We start from the raw sequence: 21,862 nt of genomic DNA, 5'->3' as shown, positions 1-21,862 counted from the left end.
AACTCCCTTCTTATTCTTTTAGCGACTGATTTCATTTTTTGAATTTCGTATCGAAATCAATCAAACAGAACAGCCTTTTAGCAGAACGCTAATATAAACTCAAGCGAAGCGGAGCCCTCTGCGAGCTCGGCGAAGCCTCGACCGCTACGCGGGAGCTCAAAAATGAGTGAATTAAGTCTACAACTGCCGCAAGGATTGGATAAGGAACGCGCATTAAGCGGCGAATTGCAGGCGCATTATATTTCGATTGTCCGCACAAATCCGCAACTCGCAGTGAAAAAACACGCCTCTCGTGTGCAGCATATTCGCTCATTCGGCGCAAGATTATACGAAGATATGATGTGTGAATTGGTGGAATCCGGCTACGCGTATACTATTGCCGTAAAAATTGCGGAAGAGTTCGTATACGCGTTTTATAACGCGCGGATTGGTTGCTTTGAAAAATCGCCAGTTGCCGCGGCAATGAAAGCCGCGATGGATGAAATTAAAAAAGAAGAAAATACAACAGTGGTTTCCGCTGCGAAAAAACAGAGTCTCGCGAAATTATACGGAAATCCACAGCCAATGCCGGGATTCAGGAAAATCGCTAAGAAGAATTAAAATTCTTTTTTTGTGAATTGGTTCCGCCGAATCAAAAAAAGAAATTACCGCGGTCTATTAATTAATCTTCCAAGTGAATAAGCGTACGCTCATCGTCTTCAATTTTCGTCGCGTCATCCTCGGCATCAAATTCATCATCAACGTCAAATGCATCGAGGGATAATGGGTCATCCATTTCAGGATTGAAATCTCGTTCGCCTTCATCCGCATCGGAAGTATCCAGCGCATCTGGAATTAAATTCGCGTCGCGCGTTTGGTCTTCTGCATTTACCGCTGATGTTCCGCGCAATAGTGTTGCAGCTTCTTTTTGCACTAAATCTATGCTGAAATATCCGGGTTTTAGACTTAATCTTTCCGCGTCAATAATCGTGTTCATCGTATGTTCAGCGAGCATTATCACAGCGCGCACGGCTAAATCTCGCGAAGAAGAATTTTGCGCGGCATTTGCTGCTATTTCGCCGCGACCAGCATGTTGTGCTTCTGGCATCTTCTTTATACTTTTAATATTATTCAATGCGTCGCATATTAGTTGCAAAAGAAAATCGGCAACTTCACGCGGTTTACGTGTTTCATCGATATATGTAAATGCCGGAGTGAGCGGAATCGTCCCTGGTGGAAATACTGCGGCAATTGGCGGAATTGCGGATTCAACCGTTGACTCAAATTTCGGCTTCGAAATATTCAACTTTTCTAAAATACTAATGACCCAATTTGGCGACTTTGCGACATTGTGGAGATTCGAAAGAAATTGGTAATCTGCGCAAATGCGCGAAACATATCCGCGAAGGATAAAAATGCGGCGGTCGTAACGATTTTTCGGCTCTGGCGGCACAAATTTGCCGGATTCAATATCCGCGAGCGTTTGTCCATTTTTCGCGCCGAGACTCGCGATGAATTTCTGGCTGACTCTGAAAAGTTCGCCGGTGCGGATTATTGATTCGTAATCGAAAGTCCAATTTTCCAACTCTTTGCTTGGTGCCGGCTGACGTACATTTGGTGGAATTTCCGGCTGCGGAGGCAAAAGGGGCAATTTAATGAGTACGTCAAATGAAACGCGGTTGTTTTCGAAATATTCGCGCGATTGTGCGGAATAAATGTCCGCCGCGAATTGCGATGCGTATCCGCATTTCGCGCATGTTCCGCCGAGGCTTTGCCGACTTTCATGCAGCGTTCCGCGCGGACAACGGATTTCGAAGAAACTATAGAAATTACGAATGATAAGCTGCGTGTCCAATGCGGATTTGACCTTTTCTTGATTTAGGCTTTCGCGCTTCGAGCGAAGAATGCCACAAATGGAACATTTTTTATCGACTATTCGCATATACGTTTCGCCAACTTTCTCGGAACCATCTTTTAGAATCGAAATTCCCCATTTATGCGGGCGCCCAAATTCATCGAAATTGAATGATGGCGCCGGAATTATGATTCGCGATGAGCGCCGCCAATATTTTGGCGCAATTATCGCAGAACGTACCATTGTCGGCTGCGCATACCGTCTATCGAATATATTATCCGCGGCGCGGCTAATATCATAAACCGCGGAAAGTCGCGAATAAAAAGATGAATATCGCTGTGATATTACTTCTGTGGGCGTTTTATCTTTTTTGCTTATCACTGGCACTTCTTCGTAATGAGGGATAAGATAAAGCGCGTCTCTTATTTCTTCGCATAATAATTCGAAAGAAGCATCTGCGATTTTCGCGTATATTTGTTTAATATTCGCTTCATTTCCGAGCGTGGCTTCGCCGAGAGATTGTGCGTCTTTTTCGGTAAGTGTGGGAATTTTTTTGCATGCAGTATGAAACACACTGACTATTGGCTGTGGTTCACCGGCGGCACGGTCGCGTGCATTTTTCGCTTCTTTTGCCGATAATTGTCGCAATCGCTGGCGAATTCGATGAGCTGGATCGAGTTTTGCGCGTTCTAGCGGCGAAAGACTTTCCAGCGCCATTCTATGATGCAAAAGATAATCTTTCACAGAGCCGATTACTTTTTCGAGACTTTCTGAACTCGGCATCCTAAGTGTTTTCATATCGAGAGTCATTTTCTGGAGATAACTAAAAATAGGGTCTTCGAGTATCGCGATTGTCAGTGTTAAATGCTCACTTTTTGGAATATCTGTCGCCGTGTCGATAAGCCCAGTTGCGCCGCGCTGGCGAATTTGCTTATAAACTTCGATGATGCGCATTTGCAGCCAATCTGCCGATGCGCCAGGAATCTCGCGAAGTACAATATTTTTCGCATACAATACTCTGTCTTTAATGAATTTCAGCAGCACACCAATCGCATGTTTATCTATTCCTCGCGTATTTCCGCGCAATATCGGATTTCCGCGTTCATCAATCGGGATAATAATTTCTGCCATTCGCGGAATGTTCACAACAAGAAAAGAGATATAACAGAATAAGTAAATGATAGTAAATAGTTGAACTTTAAGGCGCTTTTCTTGTGAAGAACTTGTTTTTGCTTTGCCAATTTCGCGCTCAATATCTTGGATAAAAGGATAGACATTCCGCGCAATACTACGATAAAAGCGAATAGGGTCAAGAACACTACGCAGTTGGAAATATCGCGTGATGCCCATCAACTCGCCCCAAATTATTTCTTGCAATTTCTCATCGCGAATATCACTTTCGCCGAAATTCGGGTCGTCTGATTTGTCGTCGAGAAGCCGCGGGTCTTCGATTATTTCGCCACAAATTCCGCATGCATAAATTTTGTAATCCTGCATCCAGACAATAAATTCGCGCATCTCATTGCGGATTTGCATCGGATTCGGGCGTGTAAGCATTTCCAATTCAATTGCTTTTATTTGATGCGGACATATCAAAGGAAGACCACATTTGCGGCAAGTATAAATTTCGCGCGCCGTTTCACCGCTCTTCGATTTGATGTATTCGCGTTTGAACCGCGATAATAATTCTTCGCGCGCTGGAATCGGCATTTTCCCTGCGCGAATGCGCGAAATGATGCGCAGATGGTCGCACGTGTTCGAAATTAATTGCTGGAGATAAACTTTCTCTCGCGCGATTTCCATTTCCACGAGTTTTCGTCCCTTTGGCGGTATTCGCGAGAGCAATTCTTCCGCATCGTAAAATATGGACGAAGTTGCCGCTTGGAGCGCTGCCGGACCCAGCGTTTGGCGAATAATAGAAATTACGTGCGATATTTGCCCATCGCGAATGATGGCACTTTGGCGCAATCGCGAACGTAGCGACCGTTGCGCATTGTATTGCGCAATGTGCGAAAGAAATTCCTCTACGAAAATCTCATTTTCGCGCGTCAACTTCTTTGAGAATAGCAGCAAATAGATAACAGATAAATATCCCATAATGTAAAGGTCGACTTTTGTGGCAGTAGAAATACTCAATTCTTTCTGATTATCGGTCGCGAAAAGTGGATAAATCCCCAGCTTATCGCAGATGTCCAAGAATAATTTTACTGCGCGATTCTTTGCCGCGATATCGGCGCGTTTATCGACGACCAGAATTTCGGATGACACAATCGCCGGCTTCTGTATTATCGGCGGTGCGAAATTCGCAATTGTCAGCGCGACTATTTGCTGATTGGCAAGATTATAAAGTCGCAATACCGCCGCGTAAATGATATCTACAATTTCCAAGAAATTCTTCTTTGGATAAACATCGACCAGCGCGTTGGAAGTTGTCGGAACGAAAATATGACCATCAAATGCAAACGGAACGACGTATTTTCCGAAGAAGTTGGAAACAAGCACATTCGGTACATAAATGCCCAAAATAAAAACACTCTCATTGCGCGGAATCATCGTGGGAATTAACGCGCGTGCCTGTGTTTGTTTAATGATTGCGGGAACGCGCGTATTGAAGCGAATGGCAAAACTCATTTCGTCTTCCGGCGCGGCATGTGATGCGCGCGAAACCGCAGTTGGTTTTTGTTTGCGATGCAATGCCTGCGGCACTTCTTTTTCGGTAGAAAATTGGATAAGCGGATAAATAGGGCAAACAGATTGACTAATAAGAATAAGTCGCCGAAGAAGTAATTCTGGCATTTTAGGCTTGCTCGCAGCGATTCTGTAATTATTATCACCGTCGACTAATTCGCCCATCGAAAGATAAAGCGAAATAAGCGATTCATCTTGCGCTGCGGATTCAATCGCTTCTTCGATGAATACGGCTCTTTCGTCTTTTGTAAGGGAGTGCAAATAAACTGCTTTAGTGGCATCGGATTCCACAATTGTAATTTGTTCTGATGGAATAAGAGATTCATCCATAAGGGATTTGGCTATTTTAGCATTCACTATATATTAAACGATGACTGTATCAGAATTATATCGACTTTATAATAGTCTTTCATCGCTTCCTATATATCGTAGCGACCAAATAGCAATATGGCGGCAAATAGTGAGACCAAAGATAGTAGCCAGATTGTAGAACATTCCCCCGAAGCAAAAATCCAGCAAAGTACTCGCGTTGTGGGTGAGGCTTCGCCGAGCACCAACACTCCCGCGGAAATTACTGCCGCAGCGCAAGAGAAAATTGAAAAACCCACAGAAAAATACACAGAGAAACCAATTGAAAAACCAACAGAGAAGCCCGCAGAAAGTACAAGGGTAATCCACCAAAAATACGCGCAAAGCGGGCGAACACAGATGGGCGACTGCGCACCAGCAGAGAGAGAAATTCGGCAATATTCGTGCGTATATCGCGCACGTCCGCGCCAGCTCGCCTTCGGCTCGACCGCTACGCGGGAGCTCCCCCGGAGGGGTCGAGGCTTCGCCGAGCCGCGAATATTTGGCGATTTTTCGCAACAAAAAGAAAGTCCGCGCGGAGTGGCGCCAGAGGCGGCACGTTCGCAACGCGCGAATTTTTATCCTTCGCGCGGTTCGTCTCGCGAGGGTGATTTTCGCCGCGGAAGAAGCTCCCCCGGAGGGGTCGAGCCTTCGGCGAGCTCGCGCAATATGCGCGGACTTTATTATGTGAACAGTATGCCGCCTGTTGCGGATGATATTCAATGTGATGATGATGTTTTCGATTCTCCAGCGCAGCAAATCCGCGAAGCTCGCCTTCGGCTCGACCGCAACGCGGGAGCTCCCCCGGAGGGGTCGAGCCTTCGGCGAGCTCAGCAAAGCCTCGACGCCTCCGGCGGAGTACCGAAATCGACTGAGGCTGAAAAAGTCCCAACTGCATCATCCCGCGGCAATTTCCGCGGAAGATCGCCTTATGCACATCGTGCGCGCGGCACTCGGCGAAGCCTCGACGCCTCTGGTGGAGCGCCGCGTCACAATGCGCGAGAAATGCGTATTTCTCGCAATGAGATTGTTAGCGAAATATCTCTGCCGGAATTCGATAAACTCGCATCTCTTCCTGAAATTCTCGCAAAACTCTCGGAGAAAGCAATCGCGGAACACGTATCATCGCAATCGGCATTCGCCGGATTACTTATGACCGCTCTGAATCCATTGGGTCTCCTTATCAAACACGAACCAGCATTTACCAGTGGGTTAGTTTCAATTACAATCGATCGCAAAAGCTGCAATTTCGCTTCGAAAATTTGTCGCGCGACAAATGGCGTCGTAATTGACATTCACGATTATTCTTGTAAGATTCTCGCGGCGCTCCCAAGTGAATTGAACTCATCACCATCGCTAAATAAAGTGTTTGGCAATCTCGAAAAATACGATATTTTCGAGGCGAAAGACGGAACAATCGTGACACTTTATTACGATATTCGTGCCGGTAGGTGGCGAATTGCGAGCAGTTTCGCCTTCGATATTTCTACGTACACGTGGATGGGTAATAAGACGTATGCAGAAATTCTGCAAGATGCGTGGAGTCAAATGCAATCGCCCACTACTTCCGGAGTTTCATCTTTCTTTAGTGCGCTTAACAAAGAAAAGACTTATGCAATTGGCATTCATCACCCAGATTTTCATCCACTGTACAACGTTACGGAATCTGAAAATAAACCTCGTAACTCCTCTGGAGGAGCCGAAATTTGGATCGTTGATGGTCCCGATATTCCCGGCATTACGCGGCAACAGCCGATAAATCGCGCGGATACGGCGGAATCGATTCAGCATATTCTCTCATCCGCGCTAAATAAATTCCTCACAACGCGCGCTATACATCATGGCTTTGTTTTGCGGGCAAAGCCAGAATTCGAAGAAGAATTGGGCGCCGATGCGAATGTCTGTCTCGAGAGTTCGCTTAGGCGCGCAGTCGTCAAACATGTCTACGATATTCCGCGAGAAATGACTATGCACTTGGATAATACGACGCGGCTGAATTTTATGTCTCTTAGGGCTTATTTGAATCCAACTGCGCATAGCGAATTCCTCGTGCTATTCCCACATGCTGCCGAATTTTATGCAAAAATGGATTATATCATCGAGCGCATAAGTTCAATTATTCTTGCGAAAATGCGCGCAACTGGCGATGCCGCGGTGGCGACATCACTTAGCGGCAGTGCGCCGAGCGATGAAAGCGGCGTAAAGTTATTCGGGGATAAATTTACGAGCGTCGTTAAATCCGCGGAAATCGCGGCGAATAATTTCTTGCATTCATTCCGTGCTGCGGATATAAATCCATTTAGCCAGGAATCAACCGGGCTTCTGCGCGATTTGCAGATCGGCACAGAGCGGCGCGGCGAATATATGCGCTTCATGGACGTACTTTAATTAAAGCGATTACAAATTATCAACCCACCATTTAATCCATCATTTAACCCAAATTTCAATTCAAATCCACAATTATCTAATTTCCAATTATTTTTTTGCTTCATCCTTGCGAGCATTATATACGCCGACGCATTATTAATAAACAAGAAATGGGAAGCATTTATGATTCGCGAGATGCCAGTGGAATGGCGCATTTTATGTCGCGCGCGCAACATGAGCGATTTTGCCCGCGTAATTCTCCTCGAAGCTTATTTGACGCGGCAGTTGTTGATTGCCCATTCGCAGAAAAAAGCCAAGTGCGCACTGATGGGCAATCGTGCAGCGAAACGCTGCGCGGACCTGATTTTAGTGAGCATCAATTTTACGCATTTCGCCCTCGTGGCGTCGTGATTCTCGGCGCGCAAGGAATAAGCAACATGCGCCATCTGAAACAAGAGCTGGCGAAATCCGATGCGTAAAAAATGAATTGACACAATCCAAAAAAATACTTTTTTTGATATTTTAGTATTTTTTTGGATTGTGTCAATGCAATTATTGCAATGACGCGCAGTATCGTCTTATTGGTACTGCTCTATTTGCGATTCGCAAATTATATTGCGCGCACATTAGTGCAAACGCCGGGATATTGTTTTACGCCGATTTTGTTCTATGTGAACATCGGGATATTGTTTTACGCCGTGTTTGCGCGTTGATATATTTCAGCGTTATGATGCTGTTGCAATTATAGCAATTTGAAATTCGAATCTATTCGGGCAATAATTTAATTGATGCGCTGGTATTCTTCTATAAGAAGAATGTCTGATAAGAATTTGAATTTGTCGAGCCCATAATCCATTATTTGACGAGCCAAAGTCACTATCTGGGGGATCGCTTGTACTCATTTTTTATAGAGGAGTATTCCTAAAAGCTGTTATATATATAATACAGTTTGTCTGAATTCAATTTTAATGAATTCCAAACCAGAAAAGCCCGCCTTCAGCTCCCCCGAAGAAAGCACCGCATTGCGGTGCCCGACACCTCCGGTGGAGCTCCCGCGGAGCGGTCGAGGCTTCGCCGAGCTCGCTTTCGGCTCTACCGGAGGTGTCGCCGCTTTGCGATGCTCGACCGCTACGCGGGAGCTTGCTGGGGGAGCTGCCAAGTCAGAGTATAAAAATGCGCATACTGATGATATCTCATCGAGTAAAGCGCCCATTCCTGACCATACCACAGAGAGTCCCCAACAGAAACCACTAGAAAACCAATTAGTAAATGCCGCGGAATTGAAAGTTATTAAGTATTCATTTCGCTTATTTCCATTCTTGGAAGGAAAAATTCCACGAACGCGAAGCAATTTGACCCAAACAATCTTTTCGGCGGCGCATGCGGAATTAATCTCCAGATTAGTAAAAGAGCAAGTAGAAAAAGTACGCGCGATTATTACAACAGTGACGTTCAAGATAGGCGATGAGCCGCGAATATGCGCTTTAATAGTATCAGCCGCTGATAATGAAAAACAGGAGACGAATGATTTGTTTGTCATTTTCGGTCCATCTTTCGTTTCATTTGATGGTGAATATCGCGATATTGTGCTTCCATTAGAAATTATCGACCGCGTAAGAACGAAACAAACTGATTTTTTCGAAAGCGTTGAAGATTACTTATTGCCGCGTTACGCGAAGTTTATCACAACCGACTTCTCATTCCCAACGATTATCCCGCGACAAACGCGAGATTTTCACTTTACAAAAATGAATAATACGCGTTTGGTTCCACATATGTTCTGTTTTTATTGGATGATAGTAATGACGCGTATTGTTGAGCAAGATACGCCTCGCCATCTATCGCCGACACATATGAATTTTTGGATGAAAAAAGAAAAAGATATTGCGAAATATCGCGAGTTAATGGGGAAATATTCCATAAATGTGGGTGAATTATTTGTATGGAATTTTATGGATGATACTGTGTTCGGAAATTGGACATTTGGTCGACCTGTTGGCGCGAAAATGGCGCCGCTCGCGGTTAATGATATTCGGTTCGTAGGCAACGTGCGGCAAAAAGTCTGGCGGGAAGTATGGTTATCGCAATTATTCTCGCGATTATCGCGGAATCTCATATCTCCTGCGTTTTGCTTCGAAGGCGGATGGTTCATTTCGTATCCTTTTCCTGTTTCGAATTTTGAGAACCGCCAAATGCATCAGAAATTTGAATATGGGCAAGTCGCAGACACAATGGTGTCCGCACTGCAGAAATTAGAAACCAAGACATATCACGAGAAGAAATCCGGGGAACTCGCAGTCAGCTTGCGCATTCCTAATTTCGAGAAAATCGCAGATTCGCTGATGGGCACCGCGCAATTTATTCACAACAATGCGCATATGACGAATGTCGTATTAGTACGAATGATAGAAAATGCCAAAGTAACGACTCGCAGTGCGTGCCATTTAATGCCAGATACACCATTTGGAAATCCTTTCCACGATTATCATGATGCGATTAGAGTGTTATTTGATTATATTTATGCTTTTTATTTGATGAATGAAAAATTCGGCGTTATACATGGCGATTCGCATCTCGATAACATCGGTGTTTCTCGTTGTCGTGGGTTAAAAGAAGCCACTGATGTGAAGACGAAATATGTTGTTTATCGGCTTCCCAACGCAGTTTTTAGATTTAAGAACCCCAGGTACTATGGACAAGTATTCGACTTTTCTCGTTCGATTATAACAGACAAAACGCTGCAATATTCTGACGACCCATCAATAATGCTATCAGAACTGCAATCCGAGCAAAAAGCCACTTGCCAACGCATTCTATATAGCGAAGATGCATATCCAGCGATTTTCAAATATCATCGCGAATTGATTCCAATCCTCGAGCATAATTTCGATTTATTCTTTAAAATATTCTCTGTGATTGACCCATATCGCGTCGCTCTTTCTATTCGCACCAATTTGCTTACAGAAGATGGCGATGGGCGAATTCGCGAGACAATTGACCCTGCGATTTTCCATACTCTTGATAGGATAATAGACTTCTGCGAGACAAATATCTCCGTAAATGTGCTCGATTTAGTTGCAGGCAGAATCACATCTGCACGAGACTTACCTTGGCCAAATTTGCAATTGTTGTCTATGGTCTTCGGCGATTATATTATTGAAGAATCAACGATGGTTCCTCAAAATGAGGGCGAATTCATAACTGAATATTATGATTTTGATTTTCCGGAGATTTATCTCGCGCCAATGAAGCCAATAAAAGACAATCCGGACTATTTCGCGCCGAAGATTCGCGACCAAATTGACTTAAATTATCTCGCATCGAGAATTCAGAAGCTTGACGCAATTGAGATAAAGCCGCTTTACGAAGATATTGCGACTCTAACAAAATAACAAAAAAAGATTTCGCATGGCGTAATGCTGCATGTGTTGTTTTTTCAAGAAAAGATGCTCTTTTCGGTAGGTTTTTTACTCCGTATTGGGAGATTTCTCATCGGGTTTCGCATGAGCATCGCCGGACTTCTGCTTTTCGTCCATTTGCGATTTTGATGCCTCGGCTTTCGGTTTTTCATCCTTCTTTGCCGCGGCTTCGCTTGGCTCCTTCTTCGAAGTCGCTGCTTCGCTTGGCTCCTTCTTCGAAGTCACGGCTTCGCTTGGCTCCTTCTTCGAAGTCGCTGCTTCGCTTGGCTCCTTCTTCGAAGTCGCTGCCTCACAAGACTTCTGTTTCTCTTCCGCTTTTGGTTTTGCATCTTCCGCTGCTTTGCAAGGCTTCTTAGTTGGCACAGTAGTTGGCAAATTCTGGAGCACAGCAGTGCGATAATTTGCTACACTCGCGGGAGCATCTTTTTTCTCGGTCGGAGTACTATCGAATTCGTGCGAAGTGCTCGAGGCTACGCCGAGTTCCAGCGGAGTCGTCGAGCCTTTGGCGAGTTTTGCAATTTTGCGTTCGACTACGTTTTTATGCGGAAATATTTTCAGCGGTGCAGTTTCGCTCGAAGCTTCACCGAGACTTTGCCGAGCCGCGCAATGTGCAGCTTCTTTCGGCTCACTTTTGCACGGCGACAATGCCGGCGAGTGAAGCGCGCAGAGGAGAACTCCTGGACGCACGAGTTCGGTACAGCGAACACCAAAATAATATTTTCCTTCGGGAGCTTTTCCGTTCCATCCGCATATGCCAGATTTATCGTCAATTGTCTCCAATTTTATAAATCCGCCCATCGCGGGATTTTCTTCTGGTTTCTCGCGCCGCACATCGGTGCGTATTTCTTTAAAAAGTGCGAGTGTCTGCTGTTCAGCATTTTGGCGCTGGGTTTCTGCGTCGAATAGCCGCTGACGCAGTGTTTCACACTGTTCCTGGAGATTATAACGGGCATCAATCATGTCTTTATATGATTGATTTGCCACATTGTATGCGGCTTCCGGAAACTCGTCAGCTTTTCCCTGCAGATAATCGTGCGCTTTCCGCATTTCTACTTTATCTAAAGCACGCCATGCCGCGGAATTCTCATCTTCATACCTGCGCGAATACCTCCGTTGCTGGTCTGCCATGAGTTTATATTTAATTTTTTCCTGCTTGATGAATGAGTAATACGTTTTTCAATTTTTTAAGAAGGGGATTACAGAGCTCCCGCGTAGCGGTCGAGCCGAAGGCGAGCTCGCCTTCGGCTCGACCGCTACGCGGGAGCTCTCCCTTTCTTTTTGAAGTCCTTCACCATTAGAAATATAAGGGCATATACCAAGGGAAGCAATCGGGAATAATGCGTTTCTGCAGTTGTGGCACGCGAATGGATAAATCCACGATTGGAGATAGAATCGAATTCGATTGCCCGCGTTGCAAGGTAAAAGTCGATGGTACGGATGCCGATACGCTTATGTCTACAACGCTTGTTGGTGATAGGGAAACCGATGATTTATTTAGAACAATGAAAGAACGCGCGCCATTCGACCGCGCGAATTATTCGGTTGAAAAAGCATGCGCGCATTGTGGCAGACAATATATGACAATTATTCGCATTGGCACAGCGGAACGCGTTGCGTATCTTTGCGCATGTGGCAGTGCTACCGCGAGCGAAAAAATAGAAGCCGCGAGCACTTCGCCACCGCAGGGTGTGTAAAATTACTGCGATGTTGCTGGCACAATTTCCGCGGAGACATTTTCTTCTTTTTTGCGCGCGAATATCATCTCGTTGGGCGACCATAATTCAACGAAAATACGCCGCACTGGCGGCGAGAAAATCAATTCTTTGCCAACTTCCCTGCGAATTTTAAGCGGAATTATGCGCTGCTGGAGCTCCATTTTCGCGAGTTCAATCGCAGTGTATTGCTTTGTTTTGTCGTATTTTGCCAATATAGTCCCAGTTCGCGCAATTTGGTCAGAGCGAATGCTGAGTACTTCTGCCATTTCATAAAGGCTTAAAACATCAGAAGTTTGGCGTTCGTCATCAGGCACAATAATAATCTTATCTTCGAAATCCCGTTCTTCTCTTGTTTTACGAGGAAAAGCGGGGATTTTCGGCACTTCTTCTTCGGCAGCGGATTCGTCTTCATCTTGGGATTCCGCTTCGTCTTGCGGCTCTCCTGGAGTTGTCATGCCTTCGGCAAGTTCTTCCAATTCTTCACCTTGCGGCAAATCCTCCTCGGACTCATCGTCATCTTTCTTCTCCGTTCCGCCGAATACGGAAACCGCAGGCGTTATTGGCTCATGCGAAGCACTTGAACCATCCTCCGCGATGCTTTCAGCGATTGATTCATCGCTCGAGTCTTCATCGGGCAAGAGAGACATTTTCGCTCGTAATAAATTGCTTATATATTACAGAATTACGAATTCAATTTATAAGTCTCCGCGCAAAAATGGAATCAATCGTTTTTGTCCTTATCCGCCTATTTTTTGCAATTATCAGAATTTTAACAACAACCTCAACCGCGATTCTCCAATGGAAATTGCGGCAAATTTCGCCGCGAGCTCGCCGAAGGCTCGACCCCTCCGGGGGAGCTTCGTGCCAGCAAATCGCCGCTGCGTTTCTCGTATTTGATGACTCTAATATTATTGAGTGCGGTGAAATTTGCAAAACTCTCGCTTCTGCGCGTCAGTTTTCACCGTCCGCAATTGAAACATATCTATTTAAAATATTTCACACAGATCCTGGAGATGCGCCGAAACTCCTCTGGGTACAAATGCGCAATGGCAGTGTTTATCGCGCTAAAATCGCACCTACACGCAATCATACTTGGAAAATAAAAGTTATAGACAAATTGTCCGCTGCCAGCGTGCTAAAAATGCCCACTGATTAATATTTGCGCATAAAAACCAATTAAAATTTACACTTCCCTATATATAAAATCCGCCACATGGACTCGGGCATCGCGGGATGCCGAGCGACCTGTAAAAACATTACCAGCTTATATGCACGAGAATTAGATAATTTTCTATCTGAATTTGTGCTCCAGGCGAGCACAAATCAGTCGCCGGAGCCGTATAATATTATTAGTGTCTCGGAAAAAGCAAAGTATTTTATCTCCGGAGATGCAGATATTCGGCGCTTCTTTTCGCTCATGGATAGATGCCGCGAGGATGAAATTATCATGCATTTGGCAGAACATCAAACAAACGCAGCAAATGGATTAATGATTGACCTTGACAGATATCAATTAAGCCCCAAACGAGTGTTTACTGATGAAATTCTTACTATGCTTTCGGATATTCTTGGAAGCGCTGTTGCGAAAGTCTTAGATATTACTGAAAGAAAGGGCGACCGCTCATTTCACGTATTCTTCATCGCAAAACCCGTTGTTGTTCTCGATAAATTTAAGACAGAAAGCGATCCACTGCATCGGCAAATCTATAAGGATGGAATGCATATCTTGCTGCCAGAATATTGGTTTGCTAAAAAGATACGCCGCCAGATTATTGCGAATTTTAAAGAAATGATTGTCACTGATGAGCTCGTGAGTGAAATATTAAAAGCCGATGCCGCAGATAGCGAAATCGGGCAAATGGTCGACGGAAATGCCGCGAGTGTGCCGAATCATTTCTTTGGTTCGTGCAAAGTAGGCAAAATTCCATACCAGCTTGTTAGTGTTTCAAGGATAACAATTATGGGCTCTCGCGTACATTCTGAAAGCATTGAAATCACGAAAACCGGCACTCAAATAACACTGCGAGGAATTAAATCAACGATTCCAGCAAATATCAGTCTTGCATATGAATTAAGTTGCTGTTTTAGCCTCGTTCCGACACAAGATTTCGCTGTTTGGCTAATCAAGCGCGAACCCAAGTGCATCGAAATTGCCGCCGCAGCCGCGCCATTAATCTGCGGTGCTGCGACATCACTCGATGCGCAAATCAGCATTGAAGAAGATTTTTCATCGCCTGAAATTCGTCGCGACTTTGCGTCTTTTGACGAAGAGCGCGCTATCATCGCCGATGAAATCCGCCTTTTGGAGAAAAAATCCGAGCATCTTGCATTTATCAATCGCCTACTTTGGATTCTCGACATATCTTACGCATCGGAATACGAGAAATGGTTTAAAGTACTCTGTATTCTTGCGGAAGAAGGCTCGAAAGCCGAAATAATAGCGCGATTTTTCAGCATGCGATGCAAAGAAAAATATTCATACAGCGGCTTCATCAAAGTGTGGGACAGCATTCGCAGTCGCCAAGCAGTACTTCCGCGCGAAGGAAAATTGAGCATCGGCTCACTTATCTTTTGGGCAAAAGAAACTGATGAGAACGCATATAAAGAGGCACTTCTCTTGAATGAGGAGCAAACAGTAGAGCAAATGATATACAAGAATGATGGTTTTCTTGGGCATTCACATTTTTCGGAGTTACTGTGCGGAAATGTTCGCAATATGTATGTCGTTGATGCCGATTCGCAAGGATGCGCACCACATACATGGTTTGAATTTGTTATTGACCCAGCAAAGACTCAAAAACACGGCGAGCTTTTTAAATGGCGGCGATTATCAATTCCTCATGCATTGTTTATCTACATTGCTTCACATTATAGTGAAGTACTGGATCGCTGTTCTAATCGTCTTCTTGAAGCGCGCGATTCGTTGATTCATCAAAAAATAGCCGAACAAGATGAAAATCGCATCAAAGAATTGAATAGGCGAATAAAACGCGCAGAAACAGTCATTGGAACGACTGGAAAGACAAAAAAACAACTCGCATCGGAGCCATTCCGCACCAGCGTTATTAAAGACACAGAACATCGTTTGGCGGTTCGCAACTTTGCCGAATCGCTGGATGCAGACCCAGAGATTATCGGAGTCGGCAATGGTATATTGCGAATCCGCAATCCAGTGCAACTCATATCCGGTTTCCACGAGATGCGCGTGATGAAATTTACGCGGGCGGATTATATTCCTTTCGATGAGAACAATCCACAAATTCGGCATTTGCTCAGTGTTTATCATCAAATATACTTAGAAGATGATGTATTTGAATTTATGCTTTGTTATCTTTCCACATGGCTCGACGGGCATGACGCGGCGCGAATATTGGTACTTCTTGTTGGAGGTGGCAAAAATGGCAAATCTTTCTCCATGCAAATGGCGCAAGCCGCACTTGGGCTCGATTATGTGAAAACACTCAAAATGCAGCTTTTAACATCAAACACAGAACGCGCGGAGAGCGCAAATTCGGCATTCATGCAACTCGATGGTATTCGGGGCGGTTATTTCGATGAAGCCAATGCTGAAGAGACGCTCAATATTGCACGAATTAAGAGTATCGTGTCGCCCGGGCATCAATCCGGACGAGAATTATTCTCACCCCAGAAGAATTTCAAAATCATAGCGAATTTATGCGCGTTGTCGAACTTTGTGTTTAATGTGCCTACAACCGATAACGGTACGTGGGACAGACTTCGCCTTTATAATAATAAAGCGCGATTTGTGCCGCATCCGGATCCACGCAATCCAAATGAGCACAAAGAAGATATTAATTTAGTCAAATTGAAGATTAATGACCCCGCGTATCAATCGGCAATGCTCTCAATTTTGGTACACTATTATCAGATTTTCCACGATAAATATGGCGGCGATTTTGCGAATATTCCGACGCCGACAATCGACAGCGAAACTGAGGAATTCCGCAACAGAATGGACCCAGTAAACCGCTTTATCGCAGAAATGCTCATTTTCGCGCCAAATGGCGTTGTTATTCCTCTTGAGCGAATTGTCAATCGCTACCAATCGGAGCGCGCAAAGACGAGCGGTTCATCTGAACGCGGCGATGCAGAGAAAATCGCGTCATTATTCGAGAATTCACGCATCCATAAGTTGGTTTTCGCCGGTGATGATGGCAAGAAATATGTTCGTCATTGTCGCGTCAAAGAGCGATTCGAAGATACACCCGATGTCGGCGAATCCTCATTCACGCGCACAACGAATATTGAATAAAAAAACAATCCCTCTTCCTTCTCTTCCTTTCTAATTTTTTTGCGCCGAAATTATATCACGACTATTTTCCATGGCTTCTTTGGTATTTGCAGCACACCATCGCGCTGATTGCCACCGGCGGCAATGCGGGTGTGACTTGGCATACTCATTTGCATCTTGGCGGTGAAATGCTGCGCAAAATCGCGCGCAATGAGCAAATTTGTATCCACAACAATTTGTTCCCCGCTGCAGAAAAACGCATTCTGATGCGCGATTATATTATCCATGAATTTTTCTTGTTGTGAGTAGTCGCACGTTGAATAATATATAAACTAAGAAATGTCTTGTATCTCGCGTATATTTACGCTAGATGATTATCAAAAAATGAGATATTGCGGAAAACCGAATGTGGTATTATTTATGAAAAATAGTTGCCCCGCGTGCAGCATGATTCGCGGCGATGTTGCGCAGCTGAGCTCTACATGGCGCGGAGTTATTCATTTCGGCTGGATTATTCTCGACGGCGAAAAACGCCCTCTTATTAATCCCGCGGATTTCGCAGTTTCCAGCATACCGTCTTTTCTTTGCTATGATGCCGTTGGCAAATTTGTGAAAATGATAATCGGCGCAGATTTAGAAGGTTTGCGCGATATTACGCGAAATTTATCGATAATGCCGATTATGCCGAGGTAAAAAGCGAAATACTTCTCTATTTTGCGAATCCAGGGTCTTCCGCGATAAAACCATCCAAACTGGATACTTTCATCGCCGTGACAATCATCGTCACTTTTTTTGGTGAATTATGCGGAAAAAGCGAATCAAAGAGAAATACTTTCGGCGGATTTGTTAACTTTGGCGGACCGACTATTAGTCCACTGCGAGTACGATAATCTTTGTGCGCAGTTTCGCTGCGATTGTGCGCTCCCTCCGAGGGATCGAGCCGAAGGCGAGCGATGTTCATTTTGTAGCCTTCATAGAGGCAGCGTTTTAAGCGAATTATTGCCGCGAGAAGCGCGATATTATCGCGAGAAATTGGCGATGCAATTTTCTCGCCGAAACATGCGTCAATTATTCCACTATTTTTGCTAATATGCATCCTTTGCGCCAAAAGCGCATTCGTTATTGCCTCGCGCGCAGTCAAAATATTTATAATTCCACTGATATTTATGCGAAATGCCGCGCACCATTCTTGAATTGCGTCATTCATGCGCTCTGGCGGACTTCTGGCGATATATTGCTTCAATGAATAGATAATAAATACTATATCCATAAACTCGTCGCCAGATATTTCTCGCATCTTATCGAATGCGGAATCATCCTCGAATATATCGGCGTAAATGCGCGTGAGCGAATCGCGTTCAATCGCGGATTGCGGTTTGCCGACTTCGGTTTCCATTAATTCACTTGCTGTCACAGATGTATACGCGGCGATATCGATTAATTCGATAATTGAAAATTTATACGCGTATCCGGCAAGAATCAACCTTACTGCTTCTGGCGAGCAATTCGCGGATGACAACACCTCATTCGCAAGTCTTCCCAATCGCGTGATGCCCAATTTCGCCAGTGGAAATGTGCGCATCGGCACGCCAAATAAATCTTGCGAAGAGGCTTCGCTACTCGTTTGCTCTTTATTTTTGCTAATAAATGCCTCTGCATCCAACTCGAACGGCGGCGCATCAAAGCTAATAAAGCCGAGTAGTTGCATTTTTTCTAGCGCCAAATGAATCGCGTCCGGCGATGGCATATCAAGCATAGATAAATCTGAGACATGGAAATATGCGGTTTTCGGCGAATGATTCTGTAGGAATTTTGCCTTTTGTTGCGCAATAATGATATGCAGTATAATTTCCGAGATATCGCCCACGACAATCTCCGGCAGTTTATATGCCGGCAGCAATTCGTCAAACACCCTCTTGCTATAGAGCGGATAACAAACCCCAGGAAATTTGCGCGCGCAACGTCCGTATCGTTGCGTAATATTCGCGATGGAAGCGCCTTTCGTAAGCAGAATTTTCACTCCATGTCGCGGATGAAATTCGGTTCCTCTGTCAAACCCCGAATCAATTACATATTTTAATTGGTCGAGTGTTAATCCCGTCTCCGCAATATTTGTGGAAAGAATAACTTTTCGCGAAATTGGCGGTGATACTCCATCGCGAATCAGGCGCGGATGACGGATTTGCGCGTGCGGCGTTTCAAATGCGACGAAATCGGCGGTTTTCAGGCGTTGCGATGTGCTGTCGATTATTATTGGCAAAATTGCATCGCCAAATTTGTCAAAAAGCTGACTTTCTGCTTTTTCTACTATCGCTTTTTTTGCGTCTGCTAATTCGGCTTTCCCTGGCAGAAACACGAGAATATCTGCGCGATTCGCATCTTCTTTCGGCGCTAATTCCACAATGTGCGCAATTGTTTCTGCGATTCTGGCGGATAGATTTTTTACTGGCGCTTTTCCCCAATCCCATTCGGTTTTGCGAGGGTATGATTGTCCTTCGCAAATAATTACGTTACTCTCGAGTGTTCCCCCGAAATACGCGAGCATGTGAGTTGGCTCCAATGTCGCGCTCATCAAGAGGAGAAATGGGCAACGCGGATTATCCTTTTGGCGATTCAAGAATGAATGCATCATAGAAATCGTCATATCTGTTGTTAAGTCGCGCGTATGTACTTCATCAATGAGAATGTATCTGTATCGTTGAATAATTTCGTCATCTGTCAGCGTTTGCAGTTGCATTAACAATGTGCCGACTGTTAGCGAATGGAATGCATAACTTTTCGGGCGAAGTTTGTTATATTTCGTTTCCCAGCCGATAGTTTCCCCGAGGCGCAAAAATGAATAAACGGGAAGCGAGATAATCCCCAGCACATTCATAATCGCCGTTAGACTTCGTGGCTGCGTGCATGCGATTCCGCCGGCGCGCACTATGCGCTTCGCTACAAGGTCGTGATAAATATAGCTGGGGATAACAGTGCTCTTTCCCGATGCGACTCTGCCAATGACGATTAACACGCGATTTGCCAATCCAGCGCGCGATTCGCGCTTGCGAAGCCAGTCGAGAATATAATCTATAGGAATAATGTTATCCAATTTGGCTTGCTCTTCGACATTATTTGTCGTGGAGCGTAAATTGCCTTTATCGAGAAGAGTCGGCATTTATATTTGAAGGCGCGATTGTTTTTTAATGTCGCTTAGCGGCGTCTTTATTTTGAAATCGTTTTTTATTGTTATATAGTTGCGTATTCGCGCGATGGCGACTTCGGTGGGCAGTGGGCGAATTGAACTCATTCTTGGAAATATGTATTCCGGCAAATCGTCAGAGGCATTTCGCAGAGCGCGCCGCCATCAAATCGCCGGCAAACGCGTGATTGTCGTCAAATATGGCAAAGATACGCGCTATTCCGCGACTGAATGCGCAACGCATGATGGCACAACAATGCCAGCGATTTCTACAGGAAGAGAAATAACAGAAAGCCTAATCACAAAATTGATACATGACGCGGATGTGATTGTCTTTGATGAAATCCAATTTCTCTGCGGCATTGCAAGCGCTTGTGAGCAACTCGCGAATGCTGGAAAAATCGTAATCGCCGATGGGCTTGACGGCGATTCGCGGCGCGAACAATTTGGCGAAGTATTGAAATTAATTCCAATTGCGGATGATTATCAAAAATATAAAGCCGTTTGCCATTTCTGCGGCAATGACGCGGCATTCACTCTGCGTATTGTGGAATCCGGTGCGCAAGAATTAATAGGCGGAATCGAGGCATATCGCGCTGCATGTAGACAGTGTTTTCTTGCGAAAGGAAGTAAATCTCTTTCGAGTTCATGAAAAGTATTACTTCAGCGATCGATTGTCGCGAATTCGCGCAAAAAAGAAGTTTTTGCTTAAACGATTTATTTTTTGCTTGTATCTTGATTAAATCTCGTTTATGATTTGATTCCGCGCGAACAAATAATAATCCAAGCGAATCAAGAAGAAGACAAAAAATAAAATGCCGATAATTGCGGCTTGGCGCCATCTCGCACTAAGAAAGAATAAGGCGCCCGAATTTCCCATAATTAATGCAGACGTCGATTAACGCCTGCTTTCCGAGTAATAATTGCGTGTCGATATATGGCGAACTCGGCGAAGCCGCGACCCCTTCGGGGGAACTCGTAGATACATCGCACAGATGCAGTAATTTATCGAATATGTGGTCAATCGCGCTGAGAGATTTGCCGGTCAGTTGATATTCTTCGAACCTTTCTTTCGTCGCGAATTTGATGACTTCTTCGCGCGTTGTTGCTTTTGGAGTCGTTTCTTGAAAATCCGGTGCGCCGTGACGGCGATTATATTCGAGCGTGCGTTGAATGCCAATTACGCCAACAGCTTCAATACGGTCGCAATAGCGAACCCATAATACCCATGGATGTTTCATGGCTTCGGGCGGAATCATATTGCCATTTTTGCTCGCGGAAACATAACTAATCCACCGACTCACGCGACTCGCGCGCTCGCAAGAAATGCGCGTTTCAAGAAATTCCGCGGCATTTCTTGAATTTTCTTCGAAATATTTATGGTCGTCAACGTCGTGTAGTAATCCAGCGAGCAATAAATCTGTCTTTGTCTGATTATCAAGATTAAAAATGGTATCTGCTTCGAAACAACGCCTAATATGATTTTCTACGGCAATAGCATGCTTGATTGCGTGCGATTCATCAATACCGTGTGCCGAGCAAATACCTTTTACATATCCACGCGCATCGTTCAATAGCGGCTCTTCCATGGCGAATTATATCGTACCTTCTTAATAATACGAAAACGAAGTTCAAAAAAACGATTAATGACAATTCCGTGCGATTTGAATTATTTTTTTGAGAAGTCATTTGTTCTTCTACAGGCTTCTGTTGTTACTGGATTAAATATAATATAAAATTGAATTTCATTTAACTGATTATAGAAGAATGCCAAAATGTACGACGGAAAATTGCGGAAAAAGGGTCGCAACTTGTAGCAAAAAGGTTGATATTTCTTGAAAAGAATTGACAATAAAATCTATCCACATGGCTTTTTTCCTTCTCCATCTAAATGTAGATGGGTATATTTTTTTATAGACAGATGAGCCAGTATGCAAGTCCTGCAGGATATAATCAAGAAACAGTCCGTCAAAACATTCGGCAAGACACGAAAGACTCTTCCCCCGCAAAATGTAGAAAGTCAGAAGACGTGGTTTAATATTTCAGAGACGAATTTTG

The 21,862-nt window shown here is 44.6% G+C and carries 15 protein-coding genes; 9 read left to right on the top strand and 6 right to left on the bottom strand.

All coding sequences use genetic code 11. From position 1 onward, the window contains the following. The first annotated feature begins 162 nt into the window (after window positions 1–162). Window positions 163–600, top strand: a complete 438-nt coding sequence (locus M0R33_RS15285) for a hypothetical protein (RefSeq protein ID WP_292571033.1) — start codon at window positions 163–165, stop codon at window positions 598–600. A 61-nt stretch (window positions 601–661) separates the two neighbouring features. Here the strand turns inward: M0R33_RS15285 and M0R33_RS15280 are convergent, their stop codons facing one another. After that, window positions 662–4,852 carry a hypothetical protein gene (locus tag M0R33_RS15280; RefSeq protein ID WP_292571031.1) on the bottom strand — a complete coding sequence of 1,397 codons (4,191 nt, stop codon included), beginning with the start codon at window positions 4,850–4,852 and terminating at the stop codon, window positions 662–664. Between the two features lie 117 nt (window positions 4,853–4,969). On the opposite strand from M0R33_RS15280, the gene M0R33_RS15275 reads away from it, so the two are divergent. The 3 genes from M0R33_RS15275 (at window position 4,970) to M0R33_RS15265 (ending at window position 10,629) form a co-directional block, all read left to right on the top strand. Further along, entirely contained in the window at window positions 4,970–7,258 is a 2,289-nt protein-coding gene (locus M0R33_RS15275) for a hypothetical protein (protein WP_292571029.1), read from the top strand. Between the two features lie 162 nt (window positions 7,259–7,420). Continuing rightward, entirely contained in the window at window positions 7,421–7,648 is a 228-nt protein-coding gene (locus M0R33_RS15270; protein WP_292571027.1) for a hypothetical protein, read from the top strand. Window positions 7,649–8,205: 557 nt separating this feature from the next. Then, complete coding sequence (locus tag M0R33_RS15265; RefSeq protein WP_292571025.1) at window positions 8,206–10,629, top strand: hypothetical protein; 2,424 nt, start codon at window positions 8,206–8,208, stop codon at window positions 10,627–10,629. 75 nt (window positions 10,630–10,704) lie between these two features. On the opposite strand, the gene M0R33_RS15260 is transcribed toward M0R33_RS15265, so the two are convergent. Further along, entirely contained in the window at window positions 10,705–11,784 is a 1,080-nt protein-coding gene (locus M0R33_RS15260; RefSeq protein WP_292571023.1) for a hypothetical protein, read from the bottom strand. 236 nt (window positions 11,785–12,020) lie between these two features. Between M0R33_RS15260 and M0R33_RS15255 the strand changes: the two genes are divergently transcribed. Continuing rightward, entirely contained in the window at window positions 12,021–12,350 is a 330-nt protein-coding gene (locus M0R33_RS15255) for a hypothetical protein (RefSeq protein ID WP_292571021.1), read from the top strand. Window positions 12,351–12,352: 2 nt separating this feature from the next. Here the strand turns inward: M0R33_RS15255 and M0R33_RS15250 are convergent, their stop codons facing one another. After that, window positions 12,353–13,018 carry a hypothetical protein gene (locus M0R33_RS15250; RefSeq protein WP_292571019.1) on the bottom strand — a complete coding sequence of 222 codons (666 nt, stop codon included), beginning with the start codon at window positions 13,016–13,018 and terminating at the stop codon, window positions 12,353–12,355. 68 nt (window positions 13,019–13,086) lie between these two features. Between M0R33_RS15250 and M0R33_RS15245 the strand changes: the two genes are divergently transcribed. Together M0R33_RS15245 and M0R33_RS15240 are read left to right on the top strand one after the other, a co-directional pair. After that, window positions 13,087–13,527 carry a hypothetical protein gene (locus M0R33_RS15245; protein WP_292571017.1) on the top strand — a complete coding sequence of 147 codons (441 nt, stop codon included), beginning with the start codon at window positions 13,087–13,089 and terminating at the stop codon, window positions 13,525–13,527. A 57-nt stretch (window positions 13,528–13,584) separates the two neighbouring features. Further along, entirely contained in the window at window positions 13,585–16,644 is a 3,060-nt protein-coding gene (locus M0R33_RS15240; protein ID WP_292571015.1) for a PriCT-2 domain-containing protein, read from the top strand. 50 nt (window positions 16,645–16,694) lie between these two features. Here the strand turns inward: M0R33_RS15240 and M0R33_RS15235 are convergent, their stop codons facing one another. Then, on the bottom strand, window positions 16,695–16,910 hold the full coding sequence (locus tag M0R33_RS15235) for a hypothetical protein (protein WP_292571013.1): 216 nt from the start codon (window positions 16,908–16,910) through the stop codon (window positions 16,695–16,697). 160 nt (window positions 16,911–17,070) lie between these two features. Between M0R33_RS15235 and M0R33_RS15230 the strand changes: the two genes are divergently transcribed. After that, window positions 17,071–17,316: a hypothetical protein gene (locus tag M0R33_RS15230; protein ID WP_292571011.1), complete on the top strand. Its 246-nt coding sequence runs from the start codon at window positions 17,071–17,073 to the stop codon at window positions 17,314–17,316. 16 nt (window positions 17,317–17,332) lie between these two features. On the opposite strand, the gene M0R33_RS15225 is transcribed toward M0R33_RS15230, so the two are convergent. Beyond that, complete coding sequence (locus M0R33_RS15225) at window positions 17,333–19,780, bottom strand: helicase-related protein (RefSeq protein WP_292571009.1); 2,448 nt, start codon at window positions 19,778–19,780, stop codon at window positions 17,333–17,335. A gap of 79 nt (window positions 19,781–19,859) precedes the next feature. On the opposite strand from M0R33_RS15225, the gene M0R33_RS15220 reads away from it, so the two are divergent. Then, entirely contained in the window at window positions 19,860–20,456 is a 597-nt protein-coding gene (locus M0R33_RS15220) for a hypothetical protein (RefSeq protein ID WP_292571007.1), read from the top strand. A gap of 196 nt (window positions 20,457–20,652) precedes the next feature. Here the strand turns inward: M0R33_RS15220 and M0R33_RS15215 are convergent, their stop codons facing one another. Next, on the bottom strand, window positions 20,653–21,393 hold the full coding sequence (locus M0R33_RS15215; RefSeq protein WP_292571004.1) for a hypothetical protein: 741 nt from the start codon (window positions 21,391–21,393) through the stop codon (window positions 20,653–20,655). Window positions 21,394–21,862 lie beyond the last annotated feature (469 nt).

The sequence above is a fragment of the Methylomonas sp. genome (assembly GCF_023228165.1).
Taxonomy (GTDB): domain Bacteria; phylum Pseudomonadota; class Gammaproteobacteria; order Methylococcales; family Methylomonadaceae; genus Methylomonas.
The sequence above is the reverse complement of the archived record's forward strand: the minus strand, read 5'-3'. Positions and strand labels throughout refer to the sequence as shown.